The following is a 23737-nucleotide window of genomic DNA, read 5'->3' on the forward strand; positions in this document are numbered from 1 at the left end:
GTCTCCTTCTGATTATTCGGCTGCGACGAACTGCGCGGTTTCGGTGGATTCCTTCATGGCGGTCGTCGAGGACTGCCCGTTGGAAATGACGGTGGCGACCTGGTCGAAATAGCCGGTGCCGACCTCGCGCTGGTGGCGCGTGGCGGTGTAGCCGATGGCCTCGTTCGAGAACTCGCGCTGTTGCAGCTCCGAGTAGGCCGCCATGCCGCGGTCGCGATAGCCGTCCGCCAGCTCGAACATCGAGTTGTTCAGCGCGTGGAAGCCAGCCAGGGTCACGAACTGGAACTTGTAGCCCATGGCCCCGAGCTCGCGCTGAAACTTGGCGATGGTCTCCTTGTCCAGCTTGGCTTCCCAGTTGAACGAGGGCGAGCAGTTGTAGGCCATCAGCTTGCCGGGGTGCTCCTTCTGGATCGCCTCGGCGAACTTCTTGGCGTCGTCCAGGTCGGGATGCGAGGTCTCCCACCACAAGAGGTCGGCGATGTTCGCATAGGACAGGCCGCGCGCGATGCAGTGGTCCAGACCCGTTCCCGGCTTCAGGCGGAAGAAGCCTTCCGGCGTCCGGTTGTCGCGGTCGATGAAGGGCTGGTCCCGCTCGTCGATGTCGGAGGTGATCAGCTGCGCGCTCTCGGCGTCGGTGCGGGCGACCGTGACGGTCGGGGTGCCCATGACGTCGGCGGCCAGACGGGCGGCGATCAGGTTTCTTTCGTGGGCTTGCGTCGGGATCAGGACCTTGCCGCCCAGGTGGCCGCACTTCTTCTCCGACGCCAGCTGGTCCTCGAAGTGGACGCCCGCAGCGCCCGCCTCGATGAAGGCCTTCATGATCTCGAACGAGTTCAGCGGCCCGCCGAAACCGGCCTCGGCGTCGGCGACGATGGGGGCGTACCAGTCGCGCTTGGCGCCGCCCTCGGCATGCTCGATCTGGTCGGCGCGCTGCAGGGTGCGGTTGATGCGGCGGCACAGCTCCGGCGCGGCGTTGGCCGGGTATAGCGACTGGTCCGGGTACATGGCGCCGGCCGTGTTGGCGTCAGCGGCCACCTGCCAGCCCGACAGATAGATGGCCTTCAGGCCCGCGCGGACCATCTGCATGGCCTGGTTGCCGGTGACGGCCCCCAGCGCATTGATGAAGGGCTCGGTGTGCAGCAACTCCCAAAGACGGTTCGCGCCGCGCTCGGCCAGGGTGTGGGTGACCGGCACCGAACCGCGCAGACGCAGGACGTCCTCCGGCGTGTACGGACGCTCGATGCCGTCGAAGCGGCCTGCGGGCGAAGGGACGAGATCGGCGAAGGTGGTCATGGCGCTTTGCTCACGGTCTGGATCAACGCGAACGTCGCGTCGGTCAGGACAGAGAACACGCCACTGTCATTTCTGATACATCTCGGACCGCCAGCATCGTGTCATTAAGTCACAACGTGACATTGCACCTTAAGTCATGATGTGACATCGTTCGCCGATGGAAGGCTTGGTCGATCGCAAACTGTTTCTCGGCGCGCGCCTGAAGCGGCTGCGGCGCGACCGGGGCTTGACCCAGACGGCGATGGCGGGCGACCTCGGGGTTTCTCCCAGCTACCTGAACCACATCGAGCGCAATCAGCGGCCGGTTTCGGCCCAGCTCCTGCTGCGGCTCGCGGACGCTTATGACGTCGATCTGCGCCAGCTCGGGAAGGCGGGCCCGGCGGGCGAGGCGGAGCTGGCCGAGGCGCTGGCCGATCCCCTGTTCCAGGGTCTGAACGTCCCTCGCCATGAACTTCTGCAACTGACCGACGAGGCGCCCGCCGCCGCCGAGGCCTTGCTGCGGCTCTATCGCGCCTTCGCCAAGCAGAGGGACCGATCCCGCGCGGCGCTGATCGATGGCGGCGATACGACGGATGGCCCCTCCCCCGCCGACTGGGTGCGTGACCATATCCAGTCGAGGGCCAATCATTTTCCCGAACTGGATGCGCTGGGCGAGGCTCTGCACGCCGCACTGGACCCCAACCAGACCGGCGATGGCTTCGAGGCCTTGGCCCGCGCCCGGCTTCAGTCGCGCCACAACCTTCAGGTCCGCGTCATGCCGGCAGAGGTCATGGTGGAATGGACGCGACGATTCGATCCGCACCGGCGTCGCCTGCTGCTGTCCGAGACACTGGATTCGTCGTCCCGCGCCTTCGCCGTCGCCTATCAGCTGGCCCTGGCCGAGCACGAGGCCGAACTGAGCGCCCTGACCGACGCCGCCCGCGCGCCCGACGAAACGACCCGCGCCTTGATGAAGGTCGCCCTGACCAACACCCTCGCCGCCGCCATCCTGATGCCCTACGCCGCTTTCCAGAGGCTGGCCGAGGCGACAGGCTACGACATCGCCCGGCTGCAGACCCGCTTCGGCGCCTCATTCGAACAGGTCGCTCACCGGCTGACCACCCTGTCGCGCCCGACCGCGCGCGGCGTGCCCTTCTTCCTGATGCGGGTGGATCAGGCGGGCAATGTTTCCAAACGTTATGCCTCCGGCGCCTTTCCCTTCGCCCGCTTTGGCGGCGCCTGCCCCCGCTGGCGGCTGCACAGCGCGTTCCGCACGCCGGGCAAGCTGGTCACCCAGATCATCGAGACGCCGGACGGCGGCCGCTGGTTCACCCTGGCCCGCACCGTGGATCGTCAGGGCCACGACGGGTTCGGCGAGCCGCACGACCTCGCCATCGGGCTGGGCTGCGAGCTCAAGGACGCTCACCGCCTGATGTATGCGCGAGGGCTGGACCTGACCTCGCCAGATGTCACCCCCATCGGCCCCGCCTGCCGCCTGTGCCACCGCCACCCCTGCGCCGAGCGCGCCGCCCCGCCGGTGGACCGGCCCCTGCGCGTAGACGACTGGTCGAAGTCGGTCAGCCCCTATCCGTTCGGCGCGCTCTAGGGCGCGGCGTCCAGCGCGCGCTGGGCTGCCGCGAGCTCGCCGGCCATGACCGCCTTCAGCCGCTGGGGTCCGACGATTGTGACCTGTTCGCCCCAGGTGAACAGGTGCCAGGCCAGTTCGCGCATGCCGGAGGCCCGGAACCGGACCACGACCGAGCCGTCCGGTTCGTCCTCCAGCGTCTGGGTCGGGTGCCAGCGCCAGCCGCGCGCCTCGGCCGCGCCTTCTGGCGAGACGCGCAGCACGACGTCCTCGATCTCGTCCTGATAGATGCCGAAAGACTGGCTGGCGAAGACGCCGAGGTCGAATTCGGGCGGCGGCGGGGCGAAGCCGTCCTGAGCTTCCACCGCGCTCATCCGGTCGAGGCGGAAGGTCTGGATTCGGCCGCTCTCACGGTCCGCCGCGACCAGATAGTTGGCTCGGCCGAACATGACGCCGCAGGGGGCGACGCTGCGACGCCGCGCCTCCGCGCCCGGCCGTGAATAGGTGAATCCGAGCGGCGCCTGGGCCAGGACCGCGCCCCGGATGGTGGCCAGCATGGCCTCGTCGGCGCTGGGGCGAGGCCCGGCCTGAACCGCGATCGTCTCCGCCCGGACCAAGGCCTCCAGGTCGGGGGCCAGCCGGTTCAGCGTCGTCGACCGCATCGCCGACTTGAGCTTGCGCTCCAGCCCCTCCAGCGCGGCGGCCCGGCTGGCCTCGCCCGAGGCTCGCAGGCCCTGCGCCGCCTTGGACAGTTCCAGCAGTTCGGTCGCCGTCGGGGCCTGCTCGAAGGCCGAAAGGCCGCCCCGGATTCGCCAGCGTTTGGTCGGCGGGTCCGAAACCTCCTCGACCGAAGGGAAGAGCATGATGACGGCGTCGCGCATCCGCTCGGCGGTGCGGCGGCCGACCCCCGTTTCGAACGCCATCTCGTCCAGCGTCAAACCCTCCGCCGACGCCGCCATGCGCCGCGCCAGTTCGATGACCATCACCGCCTTGTCGTGCCGCAACCGCCTGCCTCCCGGAGATACGTCCGAAACTGACGCAACACTGTCCTATCTCATCATCAACAGCAACCGCTTCGAGACCGGAGACACCCCATGGCCCGCGCTTTCGCCCCCCAGACGCAAATCAACGCCTCGCGCTACATGATCGTCCCGTGCGAAGCCAACGGCTGCGGAGATCTGGCGGTGATCTGGGACCGGCTCGAAGAACAGGTGGTCGACGTCATCGACGCCCGCGCCAGCGCTCGCTACTCGGACGAGGACGCCCTGTGGGACGAGGCCCGTGCGGTCGACGCGCGATACGACGACTTCCGCTTGGCCGCCTAACCGGGGTAGCGCGCCTTTAGCGTCTCTACCGACGCCCTGACGACCTCGCGCAGCACGCCTTCATCCAGGTCCGACAGCCGGTTCACATAGACGCAGCCCGACCCCGTCTTGTGCTTGCCCAGACGGGCCAGCCGTTCGGACCGCGCCGGTTCGTCTGAGGCGACGTACAGAACCAGATTGCCCTTGCGGGGCGAGAAGCCGACCAGGGGCGCATCGCCCTCCCGGCCACTGTCGTAGCGGTAGTGGTAGGCGCCGAAGCCGATGATGGACCCGCCCCACATCGTGGCCGTCTCGCCGGTCTCGGCCTCGATGAGCTCGACGAGGGCGCTGGCGTCCTCGCGGCGGCCGGGGTTTTCGACCGAGGCGATGAAATCTTCGACCGACATGGCGGTCGGCTTGGTCTTGTTCTCAGCCATGATCGCCTCCCCTAGTCTCGCTTGACCGCCGTCCAGCGATCGATCTGGCGCTGGGCCGGGGTCTCGACCCAGCGGTGCGCCGCGATCGCCAGCACCACGATCAGGCCGAAGATGCCGATCGCGAACAGATCATTGATCCAGACGGAGCCGAAGTCGATCCGCGCCCGTGGGACCCAGTGCAGCTTGCGCGCGACGATCATCATGACCGTCAGCACGAACATATGGACCATGTAGATCGCAAACGACCATCGCCCGAGGGTCACAAGGGCGGGATGGTCGAGCAATCTCGACACGGCCCCGTCCTCGCCTGCGAAGACCCAGACGACGCCGATGAACAAGAGGGTCACCAGCACTGTCACCGGTCCCTGCGCCCAGGCGATGAAGACCGAGATGGCCAGCACGGTCGCGATCTCCAGCGCCGTCGCGGCCTCGCCCTTCAGCCGGGGGATCCGCATCCACAGTCCCTGCAGCAGGCAGCCTAGGAAGAAGCCGTAAACCGCCCTCGGCACGGCGAAGTCGTAGGTGGTGTTCATCCATCGCTTGGCGAACATCAGCACAATGATCCCGCCAACCACGGCCAGGATCGCGCCGATCCAGCGGAACCGCTTGGGCGCCGTCAGCACCAGTCCGGCGAAGATCAGATAGCAGGCGACCTCGGCGCTGAGCGTCCAAGCCGGGCCGTTCCACGTCAGGGACGGCAAGATGTGCCAGGCCTGAACCAGAAGAAGGTTGGCGAAGATGGCCTCGATCGAGCGGTCTCGGACGAAGGGCGTGGCCCCATCGATGTGGAACCAAAGCCGGCACAGCTCCAGCCCGATGAAGGCGGCCAGCATCAGCACATGCAGAGGCCAGACCCGGCCGAGCCGGCGCGCCATGAACCGCCCGGCGTCGCGCGGCGTCTTGAGCCGTTCTGCGTAGGCGTGGGCGATGACGAAGCCCGACAGGACGAAGAAATAGTCGACGAACAGATAGCCGTGCTGGACCAAGGCCCAGTCGCGCCAGTGGCTGGCGACCGGCATGTGGAACATCACCACCAGAACCGCGCAGACCCCGCGCAGGGAATCCAGCGCCTCGAAACGGCGGGGTGCGATGCGAGCGGTGGAAGCGGGGCTGTTCACGTCGGCGTGATACGCTCGGTCGGACACCCTCTTCAAGAAAGGATGGAGGCCTGGCCTCCGAGTTGAACGGAGGGTCTGCAGGGTTGCACCCCCGCCGCGTCGCCCCTCCGCCACCAGGCCGTGTCCGAGAGCGAGGACAGAATGTCGCACAGATCTTAAATCGGCGGAATCAAACAGGGTTGAAATAGCATTCATCTTTTTGCGGCAACGCTCGGCCATACTCGCGCGCTATTTGCAGGCTCTTGATCCGCTCGGATTCATTCGGGAAACCCTCGCCTCATGCGCTTCGACTACCGCCTCGCCCTGATCGCCGCCGTCTCGGCCTGCGCGCCGATGCTGCCCGAGGCGCCGCCGGTCGTCACGCCCCCGACCGCACCAGGGGCGGCTCCGTCGACCGGGTGGAGCCCGGCCGTCGTCACTCCACCCCCCGGGGGCGCCGCGAACACGCCCCGGACCGCCTATCCGCAGACCGCCGAAGGCTTCGAGGCCTGGAAGCAGGGCTTTTTCGCCCGCAACGGCGGCGCTCGGCGCGCCCTTTACGAGCAGCAGATGGCCGGGCTGACCTTCGATCCCGAGGTCATCCGCCTGGACACCAATCAGCCGGAGTTCAGCCGCCCGGCCGGGGCCTATATTTCTAACGCCGCCTCGGCGGCCCGGATCGCCGAGGCGCGCCGCCGCATAGACGCAGTGCCGTGGGCGGTCACCCAGCGTTTCGGCGTCCCGGCCGAGATCCTGGTCTCCATCTGGGGCAACGAATCCAGTTTCGGCCAGGTGCAGGGCGATAAGGACGTGATCCGGTCGCTGGCTACCCTCGCCTTCGAGGGCCGCCGTCGCGACTGGGCCGAGGGCCAGCTGAAGGACGCGCTCGACATCGTCATCGACGGTCGACGCGACCGCGCGGGCCTGCGCGGCAGCTGGGCGGGAGCCATGGGCCAGACCCAGTTCATGCCTGACAACTATCTGAGGCTGGGCGTCGACCAGAACGGCGACGGCCGGGTCGACATCTGGGGCTCGGACGCGGACGCCCTGGCGTCAGCAGCGAACTTGCTGGCGCAGGCCGGTTGGAAGCGCGGCCAGAGCTGGGGGTACGAGGTCCGGCTGCCGGCGAACTTCGACTACGCACTGGCTGAGGCCGACGGACGTCCGTGGAGCTTCTGGGCCCAGCGCGGCGTGAGCGTGGCCCGGGGCGGCGCTCCCACTGCGGACGAAGCGGCCGAGAACGGCGTCATCCTGTTGCCTCAGGGCGCGCGGGGACCGGCCTTCCTGGCCCTGCCCAACCACTACGTCATCCGCCGCTACAACAACTCGGTCAGCTATGCGCTCGCCATCGGCCTGACGGCGGACGGGGTCGCCGGGCGTCCGGGTCTGGTCGGGACCTGGCCCAACGACGGGCCCATCTCGCGCGAGCAGCGGTTTGGGGCGCAGGCGGCGTTGGCGCGGGCCGGTTATGACCCCGGAGGCATCGACGGTGTCATCGGCTCGGGCACTCGCCGCGCGCTGAAGCAGTGGCAATCGGCGCACGGTCGGATTCCCGACGGCTATCTGACGGCGGCGTTGGCGGACGAGTTGATGCGGGGCAGCTGATCTCTTCCTTCTCCCCTTGCGGGAGAAGCAAAGGGACTACTCTTTCAGCCGCCACGTCGCCCCGGCGGGTCCGTCCATCACGATCACGTTCAACGCCGTCAGCCGATCGCGGATACGGTCCGCCTCGGCCCAGTTCTTCTCCGCCCTCGCCGTGACCCGCTCGGCCAGCAGTTCCTCGACCTCGGCCTTCAGCCCCTCGTCGGCCCCGCCCTCGAACCAGGCGTCCGGCGAGGCCAGCAACACGCCCATGATGGCCCCGGCCGCCAGCAGTTCACCCTTGGCCCGCGCCACCGCGCCCTCGTCCCCCGCCGTCATCGCTCGCTCGATCTCGCTCGACAGGGCGAACATGGAGGCCATGGCCCCCGGCGTATTCAGGTCATCCTCGATCGAGGCCAGGAACTCGGCGGGCGGGTCGGTCTCGGTCGCCGCGACGTCCGCGGCCCGCCGCAGGGCGCCGTAGAGCCGGTCGAGATTCTTGCGCGACTGGTCCAGCAGCCCCTGGTTCCAGTCCAGCGGCTGACGGTAATGCGCGCTCAGCAGCGCCCACCGCACCACCTCGCCCGGGATCGACTGGACCAGGTCGTGCAGCAACAGGACATTGCCGATCGACTTGGACATCTTCTCCGCATCGACAGTCAGGAAGCCGTTGTGCATCCAGTAGCGGCTGTACTCGTCGTGAGATGCCTCGCCATGCGCATGGCCGTGGGCGCAGACGCCCTGGGCGATCTCGTTCTCATGATGAGGGAAAACCAGATCGATTCCGCCGCCGTGGATGTCGATCGGCAGGCCCAGGGTCTTCTCGATCATGGCCGAGCATTCGATGTGCCAGCCGGGACGCCCCTCGCCCCAGGGCGACGGCCAGGACGGTTCGCCCTCCTTGGACGGCTTCCACAGGACGAAGTCGTGCGGGTTCTTCTTGTAGGGCGCGACCTCGACCCGCGCCCCGGCGATCATGTCGTCGAGGTTTCGCCCCGACAGGGCGCCGTAGGACGGATAGCTGGACACGTCGAACAGCACATGACCCTCCGCGGCATAGGCGCAGCCCTGATCCACGATCTCGCCGATCTGCTTCACTATGGCGTCCATATGGTCGGTGACGTGCGGCGCGATGTCCGGCGGCGAGACGTTCAGCAGTCCCATGTCGGCCAGATAGGCGGCTTCGTAGCGCGCCGTGACCTCGCCGATCGCCACGCCCTCGCGCGCGGCCTTCTGATTGATCTTGTCGTCCACGTCCGTGACGTTGCGGGCGTAGATCACCTTGTCCGCGCCATAGGTCCGGCGCAGCAACCGCACCAGAACGTCGAACACCACAGGCGGGCGTGCATTGCCGATGTGGGCGTAATCATAGACCGTGGGCCCACACACATAGAGCGTCACCCGATCGGGGTTCCGAGGCGTGAACTCACGCTTCTCGCGGCGCAGGGTGTCGTGCAGATGCAGGGTCATCGAATCTTGTGCAGTCGGTTTTCTTGCGGGACGGGCCCGTCGTCCCATATAGCCGTGCTGCCGCGTCGAATAGCCGTGGCGACGAAAAGGGAGAGCGGCGCGCGTCAATCCGGAACCCTCGTTCCGGCGCTACTAAGCTGCTTCAAGACATCTATGGACGCCCAGATCACCAATGCGCTCCGGATCGGAAACGATCACGGCGTGACGAAGCCCAGCCGCGAGGAGGCCCTCGCCGCCGTTCGCACCCTGATCGCCTGGTCGGGCGACAACCCGGACCGCGAAGGCCTGAAGGACACGCCCAAGCGGGTCGTCGACGCCTATTCCGAGTGGTTCGAAGGTTACGACGCCGACCCGGCCAAGGAACTGAGCCGCACGTTCGAGGATGTGCAGGGCTATGACGACATGGTCCTGCTGCGCGACATCGAGGTCGAGAGCCACTGCGAGCACCACATGGCGCCGTTTCTGGGCAAGGCCTATGTCGCCTACATGCCCACCGCCAAGGTCGTCGGCATCTCCAAGATCGCCCGCGTAGTCGAGATCTTCTCCAAGCGTCTGCAGACGCAGGAGACCCTGACCCAGGAGATCACCAAGGCGCTGGAAGACAACCTGTCGCCCGCCGGCGTGGCTGTCCTGATCGACGCCGAGCACCAATGCATGACGACGCGCGGCGTGCATCACCGTCACGTCTCGACCATCACCACCCGCTTCACCGGCGCGTTCAAGGAGAACCCCGCTCTTGTCGAGCGCTTCCTGAAGCTGGCCAAGGGCTGATGAATAAATCCTCCTTTGCCTCTGGCTCAGGAGGATTTCTCCCCGTTCGGGCGAAAAGCGCCCTTAGGGAACCGACTTCCTTCCGAGACCGCTTTACAAGCCAGACGGCAGACGCCAAGAAACCGTCCGAACCGTAACGCGTCGCTCGCGCCCTGCGCCCGAGCCTCCATGGAGAAGCACCGCATGGGCACCAAGCTCGCAGGCCCCAAGGGACAGGGTGGCAAGACCATCTCCCAGAACGCGGACATCAACGTCACGCCGTTCGTCGACATCATGCTGGTGCTGCTGATCATCTTCATGGTCGCCGCGCCGCTGGCCACCGTGTCGATCCGCCTCGACCTGCCGCCGGCGACCCCGCCGGATCCGAACGCCGAGCAGAAGGATCCGGTCTACATCACCATCCAGGACACCGGCTCGATCTTCATCGCCGAAAAGCAGACCACGATCGAAACCCTGGCCGCCGACGTCTGCGCGGCCCTGGGCGGCGGCAACCCGGGCTGCAAGGAAGAGCGCGTCTTCGTCCGCGCCCAGCCGGAAGTGAAGTACAACGCCTTCATGGAAGTCATGAACGACCTGCAGTCGAACGGCTTCTACAAGGTGGGTCTGCTGAACGAAGACATCGAATAGGCCTCTCGCCATTCGCAACGATCAGGGCCGCGTCTCGCAAGGGACGCGGCCTTTTTCTTTGCGGCTCATCCGGCCTAGGCTCTCGCGATGACGCCCGCAGAGCTCCACACGCTGGTTCTGGCCTTCCCGGAGACGGAGACCGGCACGACGCACGGCTGGCCGTCGTTCAAGGCGGCGGGGAAGTTCTTCACCCGCCTGCGCCCCGAAGACGACAGCGTGGTCGTCTATGTCGACTCGGAGGATCACCGCGACATGCTGATGGAGGCCGAGCCGGAGACCTTCCACGTCACCGACCACTATCGCGGCTATCCCATCGTCCTGGCACGACTGGCGACCGTCGATCCCGTCTGGCTGCGCGGCGCCCTGGAAAAACGCTGGCTGAAGCTGGTGCCGAAGCGGGTGTCGAAGGCCTCGACCGGCGCATGAGCGAGACCGTCGCCGGCAGCTGGACAGGCATCTATTTCTATCCGGAGGACCATCCGGACAATCCCGACGACCTGTGGCCGCCGACCGCCTTCGTGGCCGAACTGATCGACCGGGCGGGCGTGCTCACCGGCTGGGTTCGCGAACCGGACATGCTGTACGACGGGCCCGAGCGGACCGCCGAGATCGAGGGCGAGCGGATCGGCGACAGCGTCGTCTTCACCAAGACCCCGACCGACGGCGCCGATCAGATCGAATACGCCGGCGCCCTGATCGATGACGGCCGCCGGATCGAAGGTCGGTGGCATATCGTCGGCGACTGGTCCGGCCGTTTCCGCATGGATCGCGCCGGCCTGATCCGCCCCGAAGAGCGTATTTCGGCTGAACGCACCATGGACGCGCCTGTGGATCAGGGCGGCTGAGATCGAAGGTCGGTGGCATATCGTCGGCGACTGGTCCGGCCGTTTCCGCATGGATCGCGCCGGCCTGATCCGCCCCGAAGAGCGTATTTCGGCTGAACGCACCATGGACGCGCCTGTGGATCAGGGCGGCTGAGTTCGCCGAATCGGTGGCGTCCCGACGCGGCGCCCCCATATCGAGCCTTCACAACCTTGCCGGAGCCGCCCGATGTCCGAACAGCTTTCCGTCACTATCGACGGCCTGACCATCCCCCAGCTCGGCTTCGGCACCTGGCAGTTGGAGCCCGCCGACGCGCGGCGCATGGTCGCGGAGGCCCTCCGCATCGGCTATCGCCACATCGACACCGCGTGGATCTATCATAACGAGGCGGCGGTCGGCGACGGCATCCGCGACGCCATCGAGGCCGGCCATGTCGCGCGCGAAGACATCTGGCTGACCACCAAGATCTGGGTCGCCCATTTCGAGCACGACGCCCTGCTGCGTCAGGCAGAGGAATCGGCGGCCAGCCTCGGGTTCACGCCCGACCTGCTCCTTCTGCATTGGCCGAAGGCGACGCCGACCTTCGCCGAAACGCTCGGCGCGCTGAACGAAGCAAAGGACAGGGGTCTGACCCGCGCCATCGGCCTGTCCAACTTCCCGTCCGCCGAGTTCCGTCAGGCGCAGAGCCTGTCCCCTGCCCGGCTGATCACAAACCAGGTCGAATACCATCCCTACCTGTCGCTGAAGACCCTGCGCGCCACGGCCGCAGAGCTCGGGTCGTCGATCACCGCCTGGTCGCCCCTGGCCCAGGGACAGATCGCCGACGATCCGATCATCGGCGAGATCGCCAGGACCCACGGCAAGTCGAACGGACAGGTCACCCTGCGCTGGCTGGTGCAACAGGGCGTCGTCGCCATCCCCCGCACGCAGAAGCCCGAGCGCGCCGCCGAGAATTTCGACATCTGGGATTTCCAGCTCTCTGACGAAGAGATGGCCCGCATCCACGCCCTGGCCCGCCCTGACGGCCGCCTGGGCGACTGGCTCGACAAGGACTTCCGCTGGGACCAAGAATAAGGCCAGACGCGACGCCAAGCCGCGCACGGAGGCGACCCATGGGCTCTGTTCTCGGCTTTCCCGGCATCGATCCGCAGGATGCGGCCATCGGCGCCCGCCTGAAGCGCTGGCGGGAACAGCGCGGCGTCGACATCGACGCCGTCGCCGCGGCCCTGAAGATCACTCCAGAGGAAGAACGCCGCGCTGAAGCCGGTCGCGCCCATCTGACGGCGCTCCAGATCGCCGCCGCCACGCGCACCCTGCGCCTGCCGATGTGGGCGCTTGTCTCCGACCGTCCGGCCTACTGATGATCCAGAGGATGCACGGCGCGGCGCGCGGCTGGCGCATTCTGTTTGCGGTGGTCGGCTGGGCCGGATTGGTGGCCCAATATGTGCTGCTGTTGAACGGCGGAACGCGGTCGGTCGTCGGCTCGACGGTCATCTTCTTCAGCTATTTCACCATCCTGACCAATGTGCTGGTCGCCCTCGCCTTGACGGCGCCCGCCGTGTTCCCCGACAGTCGGCTGGGCCGCTGGACGACGACCGAGGGCGTTCGCGCGGCCGTAGCCATGTACATCGCGGTGGTCGGCATCGTGTACCACGCGCTTCTGGCCGCGACCTGGGCGCCGCAAGGCGCGCTGGCGGTGGTCAATCAGGTCCTGCACACCGTCATGCCCATCGCCTTCGTGCTGGACTGGCTGCTGTTCACACCCAAGGGTCGGCTGCGCTGGATCGACCCTGTGAAGTGGCTGGCCTATCCCCTGCTCTACGGCGTCTTCACAGTCATCCACGGCCAGCACGTCGGCTGGTATCCCTACTGGTTCATCGACATCGGTGCGCTCGGCTGGGGACCGGCTCTGGTCAACTTCGGCGCCCTGCTCGTTTTCTTCCTGACCCTCGGCCTGATCGTCGCGGCATTGGATCGCGGGCTGGCCGCGCTCGGCAAGGGTGACAGTTCCCTCACGCCGTCCTAAGCGGGCCGCATGGCTTACAAATCCCTGCGCGACTTCATGGCCCAGCTGGAGGCCGACGGCGAACTCGTCCGCGTGACCGAACCCGTGTCCACCGTGCTGGAGATGACCGAGATCCAGACCCGCCTTCTCCGCAACGGCGGCCCGGCCGTCCTGTTCGAAAAGCCGGTCATGCCCGATGGTTCGATCAGCCCCATCCCGGCGCTCGCGAACCTGTTCGGCACGGTGAAGCGCGTCGCCATGGGGGTGACGCTGGAGAAGAAGGCCCGCACCACGGCCGCCGAGTTGCGCGAGGTCGGTGAACTTCTGGCCTTCCTGCGCAATCCGACCCCTCCGCGCGGCCTCGGCGACGCCATGGAGATGCTGCCCCTGGCCCAGACGGTCATGTCCATGCGGCCGAAGATCGTGAAGTCGGCGCCGGTGCAGGAGGTCGTCTTGAAAGGCGACAAGATCGACCTGACAACGCTGCCCATCCAAACCTGCTGGCCCGGAGAGCCCGCGCCCCTGATCACCTGGGGTCTGGTCGTCACCAAGGGTCCGTCGGACGAGCGTGAGGACGACTTCAACCTCGGCATCTACCGCATGCAGGTGCTGGGCACGGACAAGGCCATCATGCGCTGGCTGGCACACCGCGGCGGCGCCCAGCACTACGCCCGGCACAAGAAGGCCGGAAAGCGCGAGCCCCTGCCCGCCGCCGTCGTGCTCGGCGCCGATCCGGGGACCATCCTGGCCGCCGTGACGCCCGTGCCGGAAACTCTGAGCGAATACCAGTTCGCGGGCCTGATGCGCGGCGCCAAGGCCGAACTGGTCGCCTGCAAGACCGTGCCCCTGATGGTCCCGGCCCAGGCCGAGATCGTGCTGGAAGGCCATGTCCTGCTCGACGAACACGCCGACGAAGGCCCCTACGGCGACCACACCGGCTACTACAACTCGGTCGAAACCTTCCCGGTCTTCCAGGTGACGGCCATCACCATGCGCCGCGATCCCATCTATCTGACCACCTTCACCGGCCGCCCGCCGGACGAGCCCAGCGTGCTGGGAGAGGCGCTGAACGAGGTCTTCATCCCCTTGCTGCGCGCCCAGTTTCCGGAGATCACCGACTTCTGGCTGCCGCCCGAGGGCTGCAGCTATCGCATCGCCGTAGTGTCGATGAAGAAGGCCTACCCCGGCCACGCCAAGCGGGTGATGCTGGGCGTCTGGAGCTACCTCCGACAGTTCATGTACACGAAATGGGTCATCGTCGTGGACGACGACATCGACGCCCGCGACTGGAAGGACGTCATGTGGGCGGTCTCGACCAAGATGGACCCGGCGCGCGATATCACCCTGATCGAGAACACCCCCATCGACTATCTGGACTTCGCCAGCCCGGAGAGCGGCCTCGGCTCCAAGATCGGACTGGACGCCACCGACAAATGGCCGCCCGAGACCAAACGCGAATGGGGCGAGGAAATCCGCATGGACGCCGAGGTCGTCGAGAAGGTCAGCGGCATGTGGGACCGGCTTGGTTTGCCGGGTGACGGAACGCCGATCTGGAAATAGGTTGCCGGATCAACCGCCGGGGGGCCAATGAGCGCGTTCGAGTTCTTCTTTAGCTTCTACGGCCTGCTGCTCGGCCTATCCGTCGCCGAACTGGTCGGCGGCTTCTCGCGGGTTCTGCACGAGCGTCAGCGGGTGCGGTTCGGTTGGCGCACGCCCCTGCTGGCCCTATTCGTGGCCATGGATGTAGCGACCTTCTGGAGCCAGGCGTGGACCATCTTCAGGGGCGCGCCTTTCAACCTGGCCCTGCTGTTCATCGGTCTGGTCGTCGCCGCCACCTTCTACGTCGCCGCCAGCGTGACTTTCCCACGCGTGACGGCCGAGGGCGTGGACGAGCGCATCGACCTGAACGACCACTTCTGGGCTCACCGAAGGCTGATCTTCAGCTGCATCCTGGCCGCCAACGTCATCATCGGCGTGATCTTCGTGGCTCTGATGTCCGTCGACGCCGGTTTCGCCAGCCTGTCGAGCGCGCGTCTGTGGATCGGCTTCGCGGTCTTCGGCCTGGGCAGCGCTGCCGCCGCCTTCGCCCCGCGCGGTATCGCCGGCTGCGCCCTGATCGCCCTCGTCCTCTACAGCCTGTTCAACGTCGTCCGATCGGCATTAGTGCTTATCGAGGCGGGCGGCTGGTCGCTCCCGCCTATGGGAAGCTGACATGAGCGCGTTCGAGTTCTTCTTCAGCTTCTTCGGCCTGATCCTTGGGCTCTCGGTCGTCGAGGTGATGACCGGCGTGGCCCGGGTGCTGAAGCAACGTCGACGCATCAAGGTCGGCTACGTCACGCCGCTTCTGGCCGTGCTGCTGCTCGTCGACCTCGCCAGCTTCTGGGCCAACACCTGGGGGATGTTGCAGGACATCCAGATCAGCCTCGGGCTGCTGGTCGTGGGCGTGATGGTCGCTGGTGTCTATTTCCTGGCCGCTTCGATGGTGTTCGCCGACGACCTCGATGAATGGCCCTCGCTGGACGCCTTTTATGACGCCCACAAGCGCTGGGTCGTCGGCGGGGTCTGGCTGGCCAACATGCTGTCGGGGTTCGCCTTCACCGCCTTCGTCACCACGCCGGCCGAGTACTGGTCCGGCATGATCAGTCTGCCCAGCCTGATCACTGTCGGCTGGTTCACTGCGGTCATGGGGGGCGTGGCCTTGTTTCGGGACCACCGCATCAATGCGGCTCTGTTGGTGATCGGCCTGTCGGGTTACGTGTTGTAGCCATGACGCCGATCCGCCTCCTGATCCTCGCCGCCCTGGCGGCCCTCGCCTCGAGTCCCGCCATGTCCCAGTCCGTTTCGACCCCCGCCCCCTGGGATCAGCCTTTCCTGCCGCCGCCGCTGGAGTGGAACGGGGCCAGCCGCGCCCTGCTGGCCGACGCCTCCAACCCGCGGATCACCGACTTCGAGCGTGACCCGGCGCATGACTTCAGCCCCGACTACGCCGCGACCCGCGCCTGGTTTGACCGGCTCGACGCGGCGTCGGACCTGATCCGCATCCAGCAATTCGGCGTCTCGCCCGAAGGCCGCCCGATCTACGCCGTCATCGCCTCGAAGGACGGCGCGGCGCTCGATCCATCCAAGCCCGTCCTCCTGGCCCAGGCCGGCATCCACCCCGGCGAGATCGACGGCAAGGACGCGGGCATGATGCTGCTGCGCGACATGGCGTTTGGCGACAAAGGCGACCTTCTGGACCACGCCAACCTGGTCCTGATCCCCATCCTGTCGGTCGACGGTCACGAGCGCGCCTCGCCCTATAGCCGCCCGAACCAGCGAGGTCCCCGCATTCAGGGCTGGCGCAACACCGGCACGAACCAGAACCTCAACCGAGACTTCATGAAGCTGGACCAGCCGGAGATGCAGGCCCTGCGCACCTTCATCAATGCGCTGAAGCCTGACCTCTATCTGGACATCCACGTCACGGACGGGATGGATTACCAGTACGACGTCACCTACGGCTTCAATGGCGAGTTCGACGCCTTCAGCCGGTCGCCCGACAGCGCCCGCTGGCTCGACCGGGTGTTCAAGCCCGCCATGAACGAGGCGCTGGAGGCGGAGGGCCATATCCCCGGCCCGCTGGTCTTCGGCATCGACGACCAGAACCCGCGCGCAGGCCTGAACGACGGAGGTCTGGGCGAGCGGTTCTCGAATGGCTGGGGCGATGCGGCCCACGTGCCGACCATCCTGATCGAGAACCACAGCCTGAAGCCCTACGAGCAGCGGGTGCTGGGGACCTACGTCTTCCTCGAGGCGTCCCTGCGCATCCTGGCCGAGAATATCGCGCCCCTGCGCGCCGCGATCGCGGCCGACCGCGCCCGGCGCCCGGCCGAAATCCTCGCCAATTTCGAATCCGATCCGGTCCCGCACCAGACCCGCGACTTCAAGGGCGTGCTTTACGAGACCTACGACAGCCCCGCGTCCGGCCGTCAGGAGATCCGCTGGCTGGGCCGTCCCGACCCGGAGGTGTGGCGCCTGCCCTACTACGGTTCGCGCGCCGGGATCCGTCTGAACCGCCCGACCGCCTACTGGGTGCCGGCCTATCGCACCGACATCATCGAACGGCTTCGCCTCCACGGCCTGACGATGGAGACGCTGGATGCGCCGCACACCGTGTCGGTCGAGATGCTGCACCTCGACAACCCGACCCTGGCCGGCCGGCCCAACGAAGGCCACGTCCAGGCGACCGTCACCGACGTCACGGCCGAGCGTCGCGAATGGACCTATGCCCCCGGCTCCGTCCGGATCCCGACCGATCAGCCTCTGGGCGACATCGCCGTCCTCCTGCTGGAGCCGCAGTCGTCGGAGAGCTTCTTCGCCTGGGGCATGTTCCCCGAGGTCCTCAGCCGCGTCGAATACATCGAGGGCTACGCCATCGCCCCGCTGGCCGAGGCCATGATGGCCGCCGATCCCGCGCTGAAAACCGAATTCGAGGCCAAACTCGCCGCCGAGCCGGAGTTCGCCGCCAATGGCGATGCCCGTTTGGCGTGGTTCTACGAACGAACCCCGTTCTATGATGCCCGCTACCGACTCTATCCGGTCGGACGGGAGGACTAGACATGGACGTGCTGACGGCGATGACCCCGGCTCAGGCCGCCGCTCTGTGGAGCGGACTTATGATTATCCTGCTGGTGGTTCTAGGCGTTCGCGTCGCCTTGGCCCGGCGCGGCAACAAGGTTCTGTTGGGCGACGGCGGCAACGAGGCGGTCCTGTTGGCCAGCCGCGTGTTCGGCAACGCCGCCGAATACATTCCCGTTGCGATCGGCGCTCTGCTGGGCCTCAGCCTGCTCGGCATGCCCGCGTATGTCCTGCACGTCCTCGGCGGGTTGTTGTTCGTCGGCCGGATCGTCCATGCGGCGGGTCTCAGCACCAAGGGCGTTACCGCCGGCCGCCTCTTCGGCATGGCCCTGACCTGGCTTCCCCTGCTGGCCGCGGGCGCCATGCTGGTCGTTCACGCCTTCGTCGGCACGCCGCACGGCTAGAAAACGACCATCCCGATCCCCATCATACCTCGGTCCCGAGGCGTGGCGGAGACCGATCTTTGACATCGTCCGTGAGAATCCGACCTAACGGACTATCCCGACTCCAATCCCGGGGTCGGTATCGGCTCCGACCGACCCGACTTAACGGACTATCCCGACTCCGTTTTCCGGAGTCGGGTCCGGCGACATTGCGGCCCGGCCCCCGGTCCGCCATATCGGGCCATGCCTGACAGCCTCCCTGCTTCCGACCTGCTCCACGACATCGTCGCCGCCGCCCTGAAGGCCGGGGCTGACGGCGCGGAGGCCGCCACCGCCGAGCGCTCTTCCCTGTCCGTCGGCGTCCGCAACGGCGCCCTCGAAGACGTCGAGCGCGAGGAGAGCCGCGACCTCGGTCTGCGCGTCTTCATCGGCAAGCGTCAGGCCACCGTCTCCGCCTCGGACCTGTCCGAGGCCACCCGTACCCGGCTCGTCGAGCGCGCCGTCGCCATGGCGAAACTGGCGCCCGAAGACCCCTATGCCGGTATGGTTCCCGCCGCCGAACTGGCGCGCGGTCCCTTCCCCGACCTGCAGCTGTTCGACCCGTCCGAACGCAGCGCCGCCGAGCTGGAACAGGTCGCCCGCGAAGCCGAGGCCGTCGCCCTGGCCGTCCCCGGCGTCTCCAAGTCCGAGGGCGGCCACGCCGGGACCGCCTCGACCCGCTGGCGTCTGGTGACCTCCGAGGGCTTCGACGGCGCCTATGCCTCGACCGGCTTCTCGCTGGGCGTCGGGGTCATCGCCGAGAAGGACGGGGCCATGGAGCGCGGCGGCGAAAGCCGCTCGACCCGCTGGCTCGAAGACCTGCCCGGCCCCGAAGGCATCGGCGCCGAGGCCGGAGCGCGCGCTATCGCCAAGTTGGGCCCGCGCAAGATCGCCTCGACCACCGCCCCGATCATCTTCGAGCGCCGGGTCGCGACCCAGGTCCTGTCGCCCCTGCTGGGCGCCATCTCCGGCCTGGCCATCGCCCGCGGCACCTCCTTCCTGAAGGATCGGATGGGCCAACAGGTGCTGCCCAAGGGCGTCGGCCTGGTCGACGACCCGTTCCGCATCCGCGGCATGGCCTCCGCCCCCTTTGACGACGAAGGCTCCCCGGTCCAGGCGCGCAATCTGGTCGACGACGGCGTCCTGACGACCTGGCTGTTGAACCACTCCGCCGCCGCCCAACTGGGTCTGACGACCACGGGCCATGCCTCTCGCGGTCTGGTCGGGCCCTCGGGCGTCCAGACCCACAACCTGCACCTGACGCCCGGCGACGCCGACCTCAACGGCCTGATGGGTCAGGCGGGAACGGGTCTGGTCATCACCTCCATGTTCGGCCCTTCGCTGAACGCCAACACGGGCGACTGGTCCGCCGGGGTGTCCGGCTACTGGTTCGAGAACGGCGAGGCCGCCTATCCGGTTTCGGAGATCACCGTCGCCGGCAATCTGGTCGACCTGTGGATGCGGCTGGTTCCAGGGTCGGACCTGGAGTTCCGGGGCGGGTTCAACAGCCCGTCGGTGCTGTTCGACGGCGTGGCTATCGCCGGCAAATGATCGATCTCGCGGCCGACCTCGAGCTTATCAGGCAAGCAGCCCTCGCGGCCGGCGCCCTGGCCGAGGCCGAGCGGGACAAGGGCCTCAAGATCACCCACAAGAACGGCGGCTCCCCGGTCACCAACGCCGACCTCGCCGTCGACGCCATGCTGCAGGACCGGCTGCGCACCGCCCGGCCCGACTATGGCTGGCTGTCCGAGGAGACCGCCGACACCCCCGACCGCCTGACCCGGCGTCGGCTGTTTGTCGTCGATCCTATCGACGGCACCGTCGCCTTCCTCAAGAACCAGCCCTGGTGGTGCGTGCCCATCGCTGTGGTCGAGGACGGCCAACCCGTCGCCGCCGTCATCCATGTGCCCGCGACCGGGGAAACCTATGAGGCCACGGCGGGCGGCGGCGCTCGCCTGAACGGCCGCCCGATCAGCGCCTCCGACGTTGATACGCTTGACGACGCCGCTGTCCTGGCCGACGCGCGCCTGATGGAGGGGCCGCACTGGCCCGAGCCCTGGCCGCCGATGCGCTACGAGAACCGCAATGCGCTGGCCTACCGCATGGCCTTGGTCGCCTCAGGCGCCTTCGACGCGGCGATTGCGCTCACGCCCAAATGGGACTGGGACGTCTGTGCCGGAGCTCTGATCGCTGGCGAGGCGTCCGCGAAGGTGAGCGATCACCATGGCCGCCCATGGCTGTTCAACCGGCCGGACGCGCGCCAGGCCAGCCTGGTCTGCGCCGCCCCGGCCCTGCACCCGTTGATCCTGAGGCGCACAACGCCTATCCCGCTGGCGACCTGATTTCTCCCCTTCTGCGGACCCGCCCCATGACCGACGCCCACCACGACACCGACCAACTGCTTCACCTCGTGATCGGCGGCGAGTTGCGTCACCTGGACGCCCCGGTGTTCCGCGACCTGTCCAAGGTCGAGTTCGTAGGCGCCTATCCGAACTACGCCGAGGCCAAGGCCGCCTGGAAGGCTCGCGCCCAGGCCACGGTCGACAACGCCCACATGCGCTTCTTCATTCTGCACGCCCACCGGATGATCGATCCGCGCGGCGACGCCTGATCGTCGCAGGCGGAACCGTCGCGGGGACGCGGACGCTCTAGTCGTCTACGCTGGCGTACAGTTAGAGGAGCGTCACATGATCCCGACCCTGATCGTTCTCGGACTGCTGGCCCTGGGCGTCGGCATCGTCGCCTTCGCCACGCGCCGGACCCCGACCCCGGTGGTCCCCAGCGCCGATCAGGACACGGCCTGGAACGATCCGATCACGCCCGCCGGCGCAGGCCCGGTCGAGGACGATCCCTTCGCCCACGCGCCCACCCTGACGCCGCCCGTGGTCGTCGCCCCGGCCGCGACCGAAACGCTGCCGATCGAGCGTGCGTCGTGACCCTGTTCGGCGCGACTCTCGACGGCGCTCAGATCGCCGCCCTCGTGGGCCTTCTTGCCACGCTCGCCTTGTGGTTCATCGTGCTTGGCCGCGAGCGCGGCTATGCGAAATGGTTCCGGCATTGGGAGGCCGACCGCAAAGCCCGTCTCGCCGCCGAACAGGGCAAGAACGACGAGCCGAAGCGCGAGCCTACCGGTCCATGGGGCTAAGGGTCTCGGGGCCGGCTATTCGCGCCTGAGCAACTTCTCGGTCAGCAGGGTCCCCCACCAGTTGGTGCGGAACTCCTTACGCATCGCCTCAGGATCGTAGGCGTCGCTTTCGACCCACTCCATGAAGCCCACGCCGGTCGGCTCGACCTTCTCGACGTAAGTTTCCAGGAAGTGGTCCAGCACGCCGGTCAGCCCCTCGCGGCTGTGAAGGTATTTCTTCGACAGCTCGCGCATAGCCTCGGAGATCGGCTCCCCGAGATGGAAGTGGCGATAGAAGACCGCCATCAGCCCGGCCCGGTCCGCGCCGGACTTGCAGTGGATCAGGACCGGATATTCGATTGAGCCAAACAGATCCCGCGCCCGGCGCACGCGCGCCTTCTCCGGCGGATCCCGCGAATCGAGCGGAGCGTCGATCAGCGTCAGGCCCAGCCGCTCGCAGGCCGCCTTTTCAAGCCAGTAATAACCCTCGTCCCGCTCGCCGCGCAGGTTGATGACAGTCCTTATCCCCCGCTTCGCCCAGCCCTCCAACTGGCGCGGCGACGGCTGGTTGGTGCGCACCAGATCGGGGCCCAGCCAGTGGGCGTTCGAGAACGCCAGACGCAGAAACGCATGGTCGTTCCAGAAGAAGTCCCGCTGGGCCGCGCGCCGCCCGGCCTCCGTGCTCACATCGAAACGCGTCATGGCGCTCCACATAGTGTGCGGAGGCGACGGCGTCATCGCTTGACTTCCTCCCCCTGCCGTCCGACCTCGGGCGGATGACTTCGCCCGTCCCGTCAGTCCCGCAAGGAGACGCCGCCTCGCGTCCCCTGGTCGGCCGCATCTGGCGCGACTATCTGTCGGGCCGGAAGACGGCCTTGATTCTGTCGCTGGTCTGCGCGGCCGTCGCCGGCATCGCCAACGCCACCATCCTGCAGATGCTGCAGCCGGCCATCGACGGCATGTTCCAGTCGAAGCCCGTCACCGTGGGCGGCTTTTTCGTCGTTCAGCCCGAGCAAGCCTTGCTGGCCATTCCCGCCGTCATCGTCGGCATCGCCCTGATCTGGACCATGGCTGCGCTCGGTCAGGCGGCGCTCGTCAACCGCATCGGTCACGGCATCGTCGGGGACATCCAGGTTCGGCTGTTCGGCGCCATGATCCGCGCGGATCTCGCCCGCCTGCGCAGCCAGCATTCCGGCGCCTTCGTCTCATCCGTCCTGTTCGACGCCAACCTCGTGCGCGAGGCCTTCACCAACGGCGTCGTCAACTACACCCAGCACGGCCTGACCCTGATCGCGGTCATCCTCTACATGGCCTGGTCGGACTGGAAGTTGACGGCCATCGTCCTGCTCGGCGCGCCCCTGATCGCCTACGTCATCCGCCGCTTCGGCAAACGGATGAGGAAGGCCACGACCGGCGCCATGGTCGAGACCGAGAACCTCTCCACCGCCCTGATGGAGAACCTGGACGGCGTCCGCCTGATCAAGATCGAGAACCGCGAGGCCGCCGAACAGGACCGAGTCGCCGAGGTCATCGACCGCCGCCAGCGCCACGTCATCAAGTCCGCCGACAGCCGCGCCTTCGCCGGCCCCTTCTCCAACCTGGTCGCGATGCTGATCGTCGCGGCCGTCATGGCCTATGCGGGCTGGCAGGCGCGTCAGGGCGAGATGACGGTCGGCGCCTTCGCGGCCTACGTGGGCCTGCTGATGTCGGCCGGTCAGTCGCTGCGTCAGGTGACCAATCTCCAGACCGTCATGGCCGAGGGCCTGACCGCCGCGCGCCGTCTGTTCGCCTCGCTCGACATCGCGCCTGAAATCCGCGAGGCCGCCGCGCCGCAGCCCCTACCGCCCGGTCCGGCGACGGTTGTCTTCGACGACGTGACCTTCAGCTATGGTTCGGCGCCGACGATCACCGACGTCTCCCTGACCGTGAAGCCCGGCGAGACGGTCGCCTTGGTCGGTCCGTCCGGCGGCGGCAAGTCGACCCTGCTCAGCCTTTTGCCGCGTTTCTACGACGTGACCGCGGGCAAGCTGACGATCAACGGAACGGATCTGCGCGAGCTCTCGCTGTCCGACCTCCGAGCCCGCATCGCCCTGGTGACGCAGGAGCCCTTCCTTTTCGACGACACCATCGCCGCCAACATCGCTTACGCCCGGCCTGATGCGACGCCCGAACAGATTGCCGAGGCCGCCCGGTCCGCCGCCGCCCACGACTTCATCATCGCCCTGCCCGACGGCTACCAGACGCGCGCGGGCGAAGGCGGCATGCGTCTGTCGGGCGGCCAGCGTCAGCGCATCGCCATCGCCCGCGCCTTCCTCAAGGACGCCCCGATCCTGCTGCTGGACGAGGCGACCTCGGCGCTCGATACCGAGAGCGAGACCCTGGTCCAGGCTGCGCTCGAGCGTCTGATGGCCGGGCGTTCGACGTTGATGATCGCCCACCGCCTGTCCACGGTCCGTCACGCCACCCGCATCGTCGTGCTGGAGGCCGGCCGGATCGTCGAAACCGGGACCCACTCGGCCCTGGTCGAGAAGGGCGATCTCTATGCCCGGCTGGCCAAGCAGCAGTCGCTGGACGGAACGCCGCCCTTCGCCACGGTCGCCTGA

General features: G+C 67.5%; 27 protein-coding genes. 21 read left to right on the forward strand and 6 right to left on the reverse strand.

The genetic code is table 11. The features are described from left to right. Positions 1–12 precede the first annotated feature (12 nt). Positions 13–1293, reverse strand: coding sequence for an isocitrate lyase (gene aceA, locus O5O43_RS07650; protein WP_271086303.1), 1281 nt, complete (start codon positions 1291–1293; stop codon positions 13–15). Positions 1294–1450: 157 nt separating this feature from the next. Between aceA and O5O43_RS07655 the strand changes: the two genes are divergently transcribed. Continuing rightward, on the forward strand, positions 1451–2878 hold the full coding sequence (locus O5O43_RS07655; protein WP_271086304.1) for a helix-turn-helix transcriptional regulator: 1428 nt from the start codon (positions 1451–1453) through the stop codon (positions 2876–2878). On the opposite strand, the gene O5O43_RS07660 is transcribed toward O5O43_RS07655, so the two are convergent. After that, positions 2875–3861, reverse strand: coding sequence for a WYL domain-containing protein (locus tag O5O43_RS07660; protein ID WP_271086305.1), 987 nt, complete (start codon positions 3859–3861; stop codon positions 2875–2877). The genes O5O43_RS07655 and O5O43_RS07660 overlap by 4 nt on opposite strands. A gap of 90 nt (positions 3862–3951) precedes the next feature. On the opposite strand from O5O43_RS07660, the gene O5O43_RS07665 reads away from it, so the two are divergent. Further along, on the forward strand, positions 3952–4182 hold the full coding sequence (locus O5O43_RS07665; protein WP_271086306.1) for a hypothetical protein: 231 nt from the start codon (positions 3952–3954) through the stop codon (positions 4180–4182). On the opposite strand, the gene O5O43_RS07670 is transcribed toward O5O43_RS07665, so the two are convergent. Next, positions 4179–4598, reverse strand: a complete 420-nt coding sequence (locus O5O43_RS07670) for a DUF1801 domain-containing protein (protein ID WP_271086307.1) — start codon at positions 4596–4598, stop codon at positions 4179–4181. The two genes, O5O43_RS07665 and O5O43_RS07670, sit on opposite strands and share 4 nt — an antisense overlap. Positions 4599–4609: 11 nt before the next feature. Then, positions 4610–5743 (reverse strand): acyltransferase, encoded by a 1134-nt coding sequence (locus O5O43_RS07675; protein WP_271086308.1) that lies wholly within the window; start codon positions 5741–5743, stop codon positions 4610–4612. Positions 5744–5995: 252 nt separating this feature from the next. Here O5O43_RS07675 and O5O43_RS07680 point away from each other — a divergent pair, with 252 nt between their 5' ends. Next, complete coding sequence (locus O5O43_RS07680) at positions 5996–7300, forward strand: lytic murein transglycosylase (RefSeq protein WP_271086309.1); 1305 nt, start codon at positions 5996–5998, stop codon at positions 7298–7300. A gap of 36 nt (positions 7301–7336) precedes the next feature. On the opposite strand, the gene cysS is transcribed toward O5O43_RS07680, so the two are convergent. After that, on the reverse strand, positions 7337–8746 hold the full coding sequence (cysS, locus tag O5O43_RS07685) for a cysteine--tRNA ligase (protein WP_271086310.1): 1410 nt from the start codon (positions 8744–8746) through the stop codon (positions 7337–7339). 153 nt (positions 8747–8899) lie between these two features. Between cysS and folE the strand changes: the two genes are divergently transcribed. From folE to O5O43_RS07770, 17 genes are all read left to right on the forward strand, one after another. Next, positions 8900–9517, forward strand: a complete 618-nt coding sequence (gene folE, locus O5O43_RS07690) for a GTP cyclohydrolase I FolE (RefSeq protein WP_271086311.1) — start codon at positions 8900–8902, stop codon at positions 9515–9517. Positions 9518–9700: 183 nt separating this feature from the next. Next, on the forward strand, positions 9701–10144 hold the full coding sequence (locus O5O43_RS07695; protein ID WP_271086312.1) for a biopolymer transporter ExbD: 444 nt from the start codon (positions 9701–9703) through the stop codon (positions 10142–10144). 87 nt (positions 10145–10231) lie between these two features. Then, positions 10232–10570: an MmcQ/YjbR family DNA-binding protein gene (locus O5O43_RS07700; protein ID WP_271086313.1), complete on the forward strand. Its 339-nt coding sequence runs from the start codon at positions 10232–10234 to the stop codon at positions 10568–10570. Then, on the forward strand, positions 10567–10989 hold the full coding sequence (locus O5O43_RS07705) for a hypothetical protein (RefSeq protein WP_271086314.1): 423 nt from the start codon (positions 10567–10569) through the stop codon (positions 10987–10989). The genes O5O43_RS07700 and O5O43_RS07705 overlap by 4 nt, the downstream gene beginning before the upstream one ends. 205 nt (positions 10990–11194) lie before the next feature. Continuing rightward, entirely contained in the window at positions 11195–12040 is an 846-nt protein-coding gene (locus O5O43_RS07710) for an aldo/keto reductase (RefSeq protein ID WP_271086315.1), read from the forward strand. A gap of 38 nt (positions 12041–12078) precedes the next feature. Further along, the gene (locus O5O43_RS07715; RefSeq protein ID WP_271086316.1) at positions 12079–12327 is read left to right on the forward strand and encodes a helix-turn-helix domain-containing protein; all 249 of its coding nucleotides are present in this window, start codon (positions 12079–12081) and stop codon (positions 12325–12327) included. Further along, the gene (locus O5O43_RS07720) at positions 12327–12992 is read left to right on the forward strand and encodes a Pr6Pr family membrane protein (RefSeq protein WP_271086317.1); all 666 of its coding nucleotides are present in this window, start codon (positions 12327–12329) and stop codon (positions 12990–12992) included. Before O5O43_RS07715 ends, O5O43_RS07720 begins: the two co-directional genes overlap by 1 nt. Before the next feature lie 9 nt (positions 12993–13001). After that, positions 13002–14531, forward strand: a complete 1530-nt coding sequence (locus O5O43_RS07725) for a UbiD family decarboxylase (RefSeq protein WP_271086318.1) — start codon at positions 13002–13004, stop codon at positions 14529–14531. Between the two features lie 27 nt (positions 14532–14558). Then, positions 14559–15182, forward strand: coding sequence for a hypothetical protein (locus tag O5O43_RS07730; RefSeq protein WP_271086319.1), 624 nt, complete (start codon positions 14559–14561; stop codon positions 15180–15182). Position 15183: 1 nt separating this feature from the next. After that, entirely contained in the window at positions 15184–15735 is a 552-nt protein-coding gene (locus O5O43_RS07735; protein WP_271086320.1) for a hypothetical protein, read from the forward strand. 2 nt (positions 15736–15737) lie between these two features. Beyond that, positions 15738–17567 carry a M14 family metallopeptidase gene (locus tag O5O43_RS07740; protein WP_271086321.1) on the forward strand — a complete coding sequence of 610 codons (1830 nt, stop codon included), beginning with the start codon at positions 15738–15740 and terminating at the stop codon, positions 17565–17567. 2 nt (positions 17568–17569) lie between these two features. Next, positions 17570–17992 (forward strand): MAPEG family protein, encoded by a 423-nt coding sequence (locus O5O43_RS07745; protein WP_271086322.1) that lies wholly within the window; start codon positions 17570–17572, stop codon positions 17990–17992. Between the two features lie 222 nt (positions 17993–18214). After that, positions 18215–19561, forward strand: coding sequence for a metallopeptidase TldD-related protein (locus O5O43_RS07750; RefSeq protein ID WP_271086323.1), 1347 nt, complete (start codon positions 18215–18217; stop codon positions 19559–19561). Beyond that, positions 19558–20352, forward strand: coding sequence for a 3'(2'),5'-bisphosphate nucleotidase CysQ (locus O5O43_RS07755; RefSeq protein WP_271086324.1), 795 nt, complete (start codon positions 19558–19560; stop codon positions 20350–20352). The genes O5O43_RS07750 and O5O43_RS07755 overlap by 4 nt, the downstream gene beginning before the upstream one ends. A 26-nt stretch (positions 20353–20378) precedes the next feature. After that, a complete protein-coding gene (locus O5O43_RS07760; RefSeq protein ID WP_271086325.1) occupies positions 20379–20621 on the forward strand; it encodes a DUF4170 domain-containing protein in 243 nt (80 codons plus the stop codon). A gap of 76 nt (positions 20622–20697) precedes the next feature. Continuing rightward, positions 20698–20946, forward strand: coding sequence for a hypothetical protein (locus tag O5O43_RS07765; RefSeq protein ID WP_271086326.1), 249 nt, complete (start codon positions 20698–20700; stop codon positions 20944–20946). After that, entirely contained in the window at positions 20943–21155 is a 213-nt protein-coding gene (locus O5O43_RS07770) for a hypothetical protein (protein WP_271086327.1), read from the forward strand. The genes O5O43_RS07765 and O5O43_RS07770 overlap by 4 nt, the downstream gene beginning before the upstream one ends. A 15-nt stretch (positions 21156–21170) precedes the next feature. On the opposite strand, the gene O5O43_RS07775 is transcribed toward O5O43_RS07770, so the two are convergent. Next, complete coding sequence (locus O5O43_RS07775) at positions 21171–21836, reverse strand: sulfur transferase domain-containing protein (protein ID WP_271086328.1); 666 nt, start codon at positions 21834–21836, stop codon at positions 21171–21173. Between the two features lie 74 nt (positions 21837–21910). Between O5O43_RS07775 and O5O43_RS07780 the strand changes: the two genes are divergently transcribed. Further along, the gene (locus tag O5O43_RS07780; protein WP_271086329.1) at positions 21911–23737 is read left to right on the forward strand and encodes an ABC transporter ATP-binding protein; all 1827 of its coding nucleotides are present in this window, start codon (positions 21911–21913) and stop codon (positions 23735–23737) included.

The sequence above is a fragment of the Brevundimonas sp. NIBR11 genome (assembly GCF_027912535.1).
In the GTDB taxonomy this organism is placed as follows: Bacteria; Pseudomonadota; Alphaproteobacteria; order Caulobacterales; family Caulobacteraceae; genus Brevundimonas.

Coding starts and splice junctions, on each gene's coding strand:
- aceA (WP_271086303.1), bottom strand. CDS start 1,293: ATGACCACCTTCGCCGATCTCGTCCCTTCGCCCGCAGGCCGCTTCGAC.
- O5O43_RS07655 (WP_271086304.1), top strand. CDS start 1,451: ATGGAAGGCTTGGTCGATCGCAAACTGTTTCTCGGCGCGCGCCTGAAG.
- O5O43_RS07665 (WP_271086306.1), top strand. CDS start 3,952: ATGGCCCGCGCTTTCGCCCCCCAGACGCAAATCAACGCCTCGCGCTAC.
- O5O43_RS07670 (WP_271086307.1), bottom strand. CDS start 4,598: ATGGCTGAGAACAAGACCAAGCCGACCGCCATGTCGGTCGAAGATTTC.
- O5O43_RS07680 (WP_271086309.1), top strand. CDS start 5,996: ATGCGCTTCGACTACCGCCTCGCCCTGATCGCCGCCGTCTCGGCCTGC.
- cysS (WP_271086310.1), bottom strand. CDS start 8,746: ATGACCCTGCATCTGCACGACACCCTGCGCCGCGAGAAGCGTGAGTTC.
- folE (WP_271086311.1), top strand. CDS start 8,900: ATGGACGCCCAGATCACCAATGCGCTCCGGATCGGAAACGATCACGGC.
- O5O43_RS07695 (WP_271086312.1), top strand. CDS start 9,701: ATGGGCACCAAGCTCGCAGGCCCCAAGGGACAGGGTGGCAAGACCATC.
- O5O43_RS07700 (WP_271086313.1), top strand. CDS start 10,232: ATGACGCCCGCAGAGCTCCACACGCTGGTTCTGGCCTTCCCGGAGACG.
- O5O43_RS07705 (WP_271086314.1), top strand. CDS start 10,567: ATGAGCGAGACCGTCGCCGGCAGCTGGACAGGCATCTATTTCTATCCG.
- O5O43_RS07710 (WP_271086315.1), top strand. CDS start 11,195: ATGTCCGAACAGCTTTCCGTCACTATCGACGGCCTGACCATCCCCCAG.
- O5O43_RS07715 (WP_271086316.1), top strand. CDS start 12,079: ATGGGCTCTGTTCTCGGCTTTCCCGGCATCGATCCGCAGGATGCGGCC.
- O5O43_RS07720 (WP_271086317.1), top strand. CDS start 12,327: ATGATCCAGAGGATGCACGGCGCGGCGCGCGGCTGGCGCATTCTGTTT.
- O5O43_RS07725 (WP_271086318.1), top strand. CDS start 13,002: ATGGCTTACAAATCCCTGCGCGACTTCATGGCCCAGCTGGAGGCCGAC.
- O5O43_RS07730 (WP_271086319.1), top strand. CDS start 14,559: ATGAGCGCGTTCGAGTTCTTCTTTAGCTTCTACGGCCTGCTGCTCGGC.
- O5O43_RS07735 (WP_271086320.1), top strand. CDS start 15,184: ATGAGCGCGTTCGAGTTCTTCTTCAGCTTCTTCGGCCTGATCCTTGGG.
- O5O43_RS07740 (WP_271086321.1), top strand. CDS start 15,738: ATGACGCCGATCCGCCTCCTGATCCTCGCCGCCCTGGCGGCCCTCGCC.
- O5O43_RS07745 (WP_271086322.1), top strand. CDS start 17,570: ATGGACGTGCTGACGGCGATGACCCCGGCTCAGGCCGCCGCTCTGTGG.
- O5O43_RS07750 (WP_271086323.1), top strand. CDS start 18,215: ATGCCTGACAGCCTCCCTGCTTCCGACCTGCTCCACGACATCGTCGCC.
- O5O43_RS07755 (WP_271086324.1), top strand. CDS start 19,558: ATGATCGATCTCGCGGCCGACCTCGAGCTTATCAGGCAAGCAGCCCTC.
- O5O43_RS07760 (WP_271086325.1), top strand. CDS start 20,379: ATGACCGACGCCCACCACGACACCGACCAACTGCTTCACCTCGTGATC.
- O5O43_RS07765 (WP_271086326.1), top strand. CDS start 20,698: ATGATCCCGACCCTGATCGTTCTCGGACTGCTGGCCCTGGGCGTCGGC.
- O5O43_RS07775 (WP_271086328.1), bottom strand. CDS start 21,836: ATGACGCGTTTCGATGTGAGCACGGAGGCCGGGCGGCGCGCGGCCCAG.
- O5O43_RS07780 (WP_271086329.1), top strand. CDS start 21,911: ATGACTTCGCCCGTCCCGTCAGTCCCGCAAGGAGACGCCGCCTCGCGT.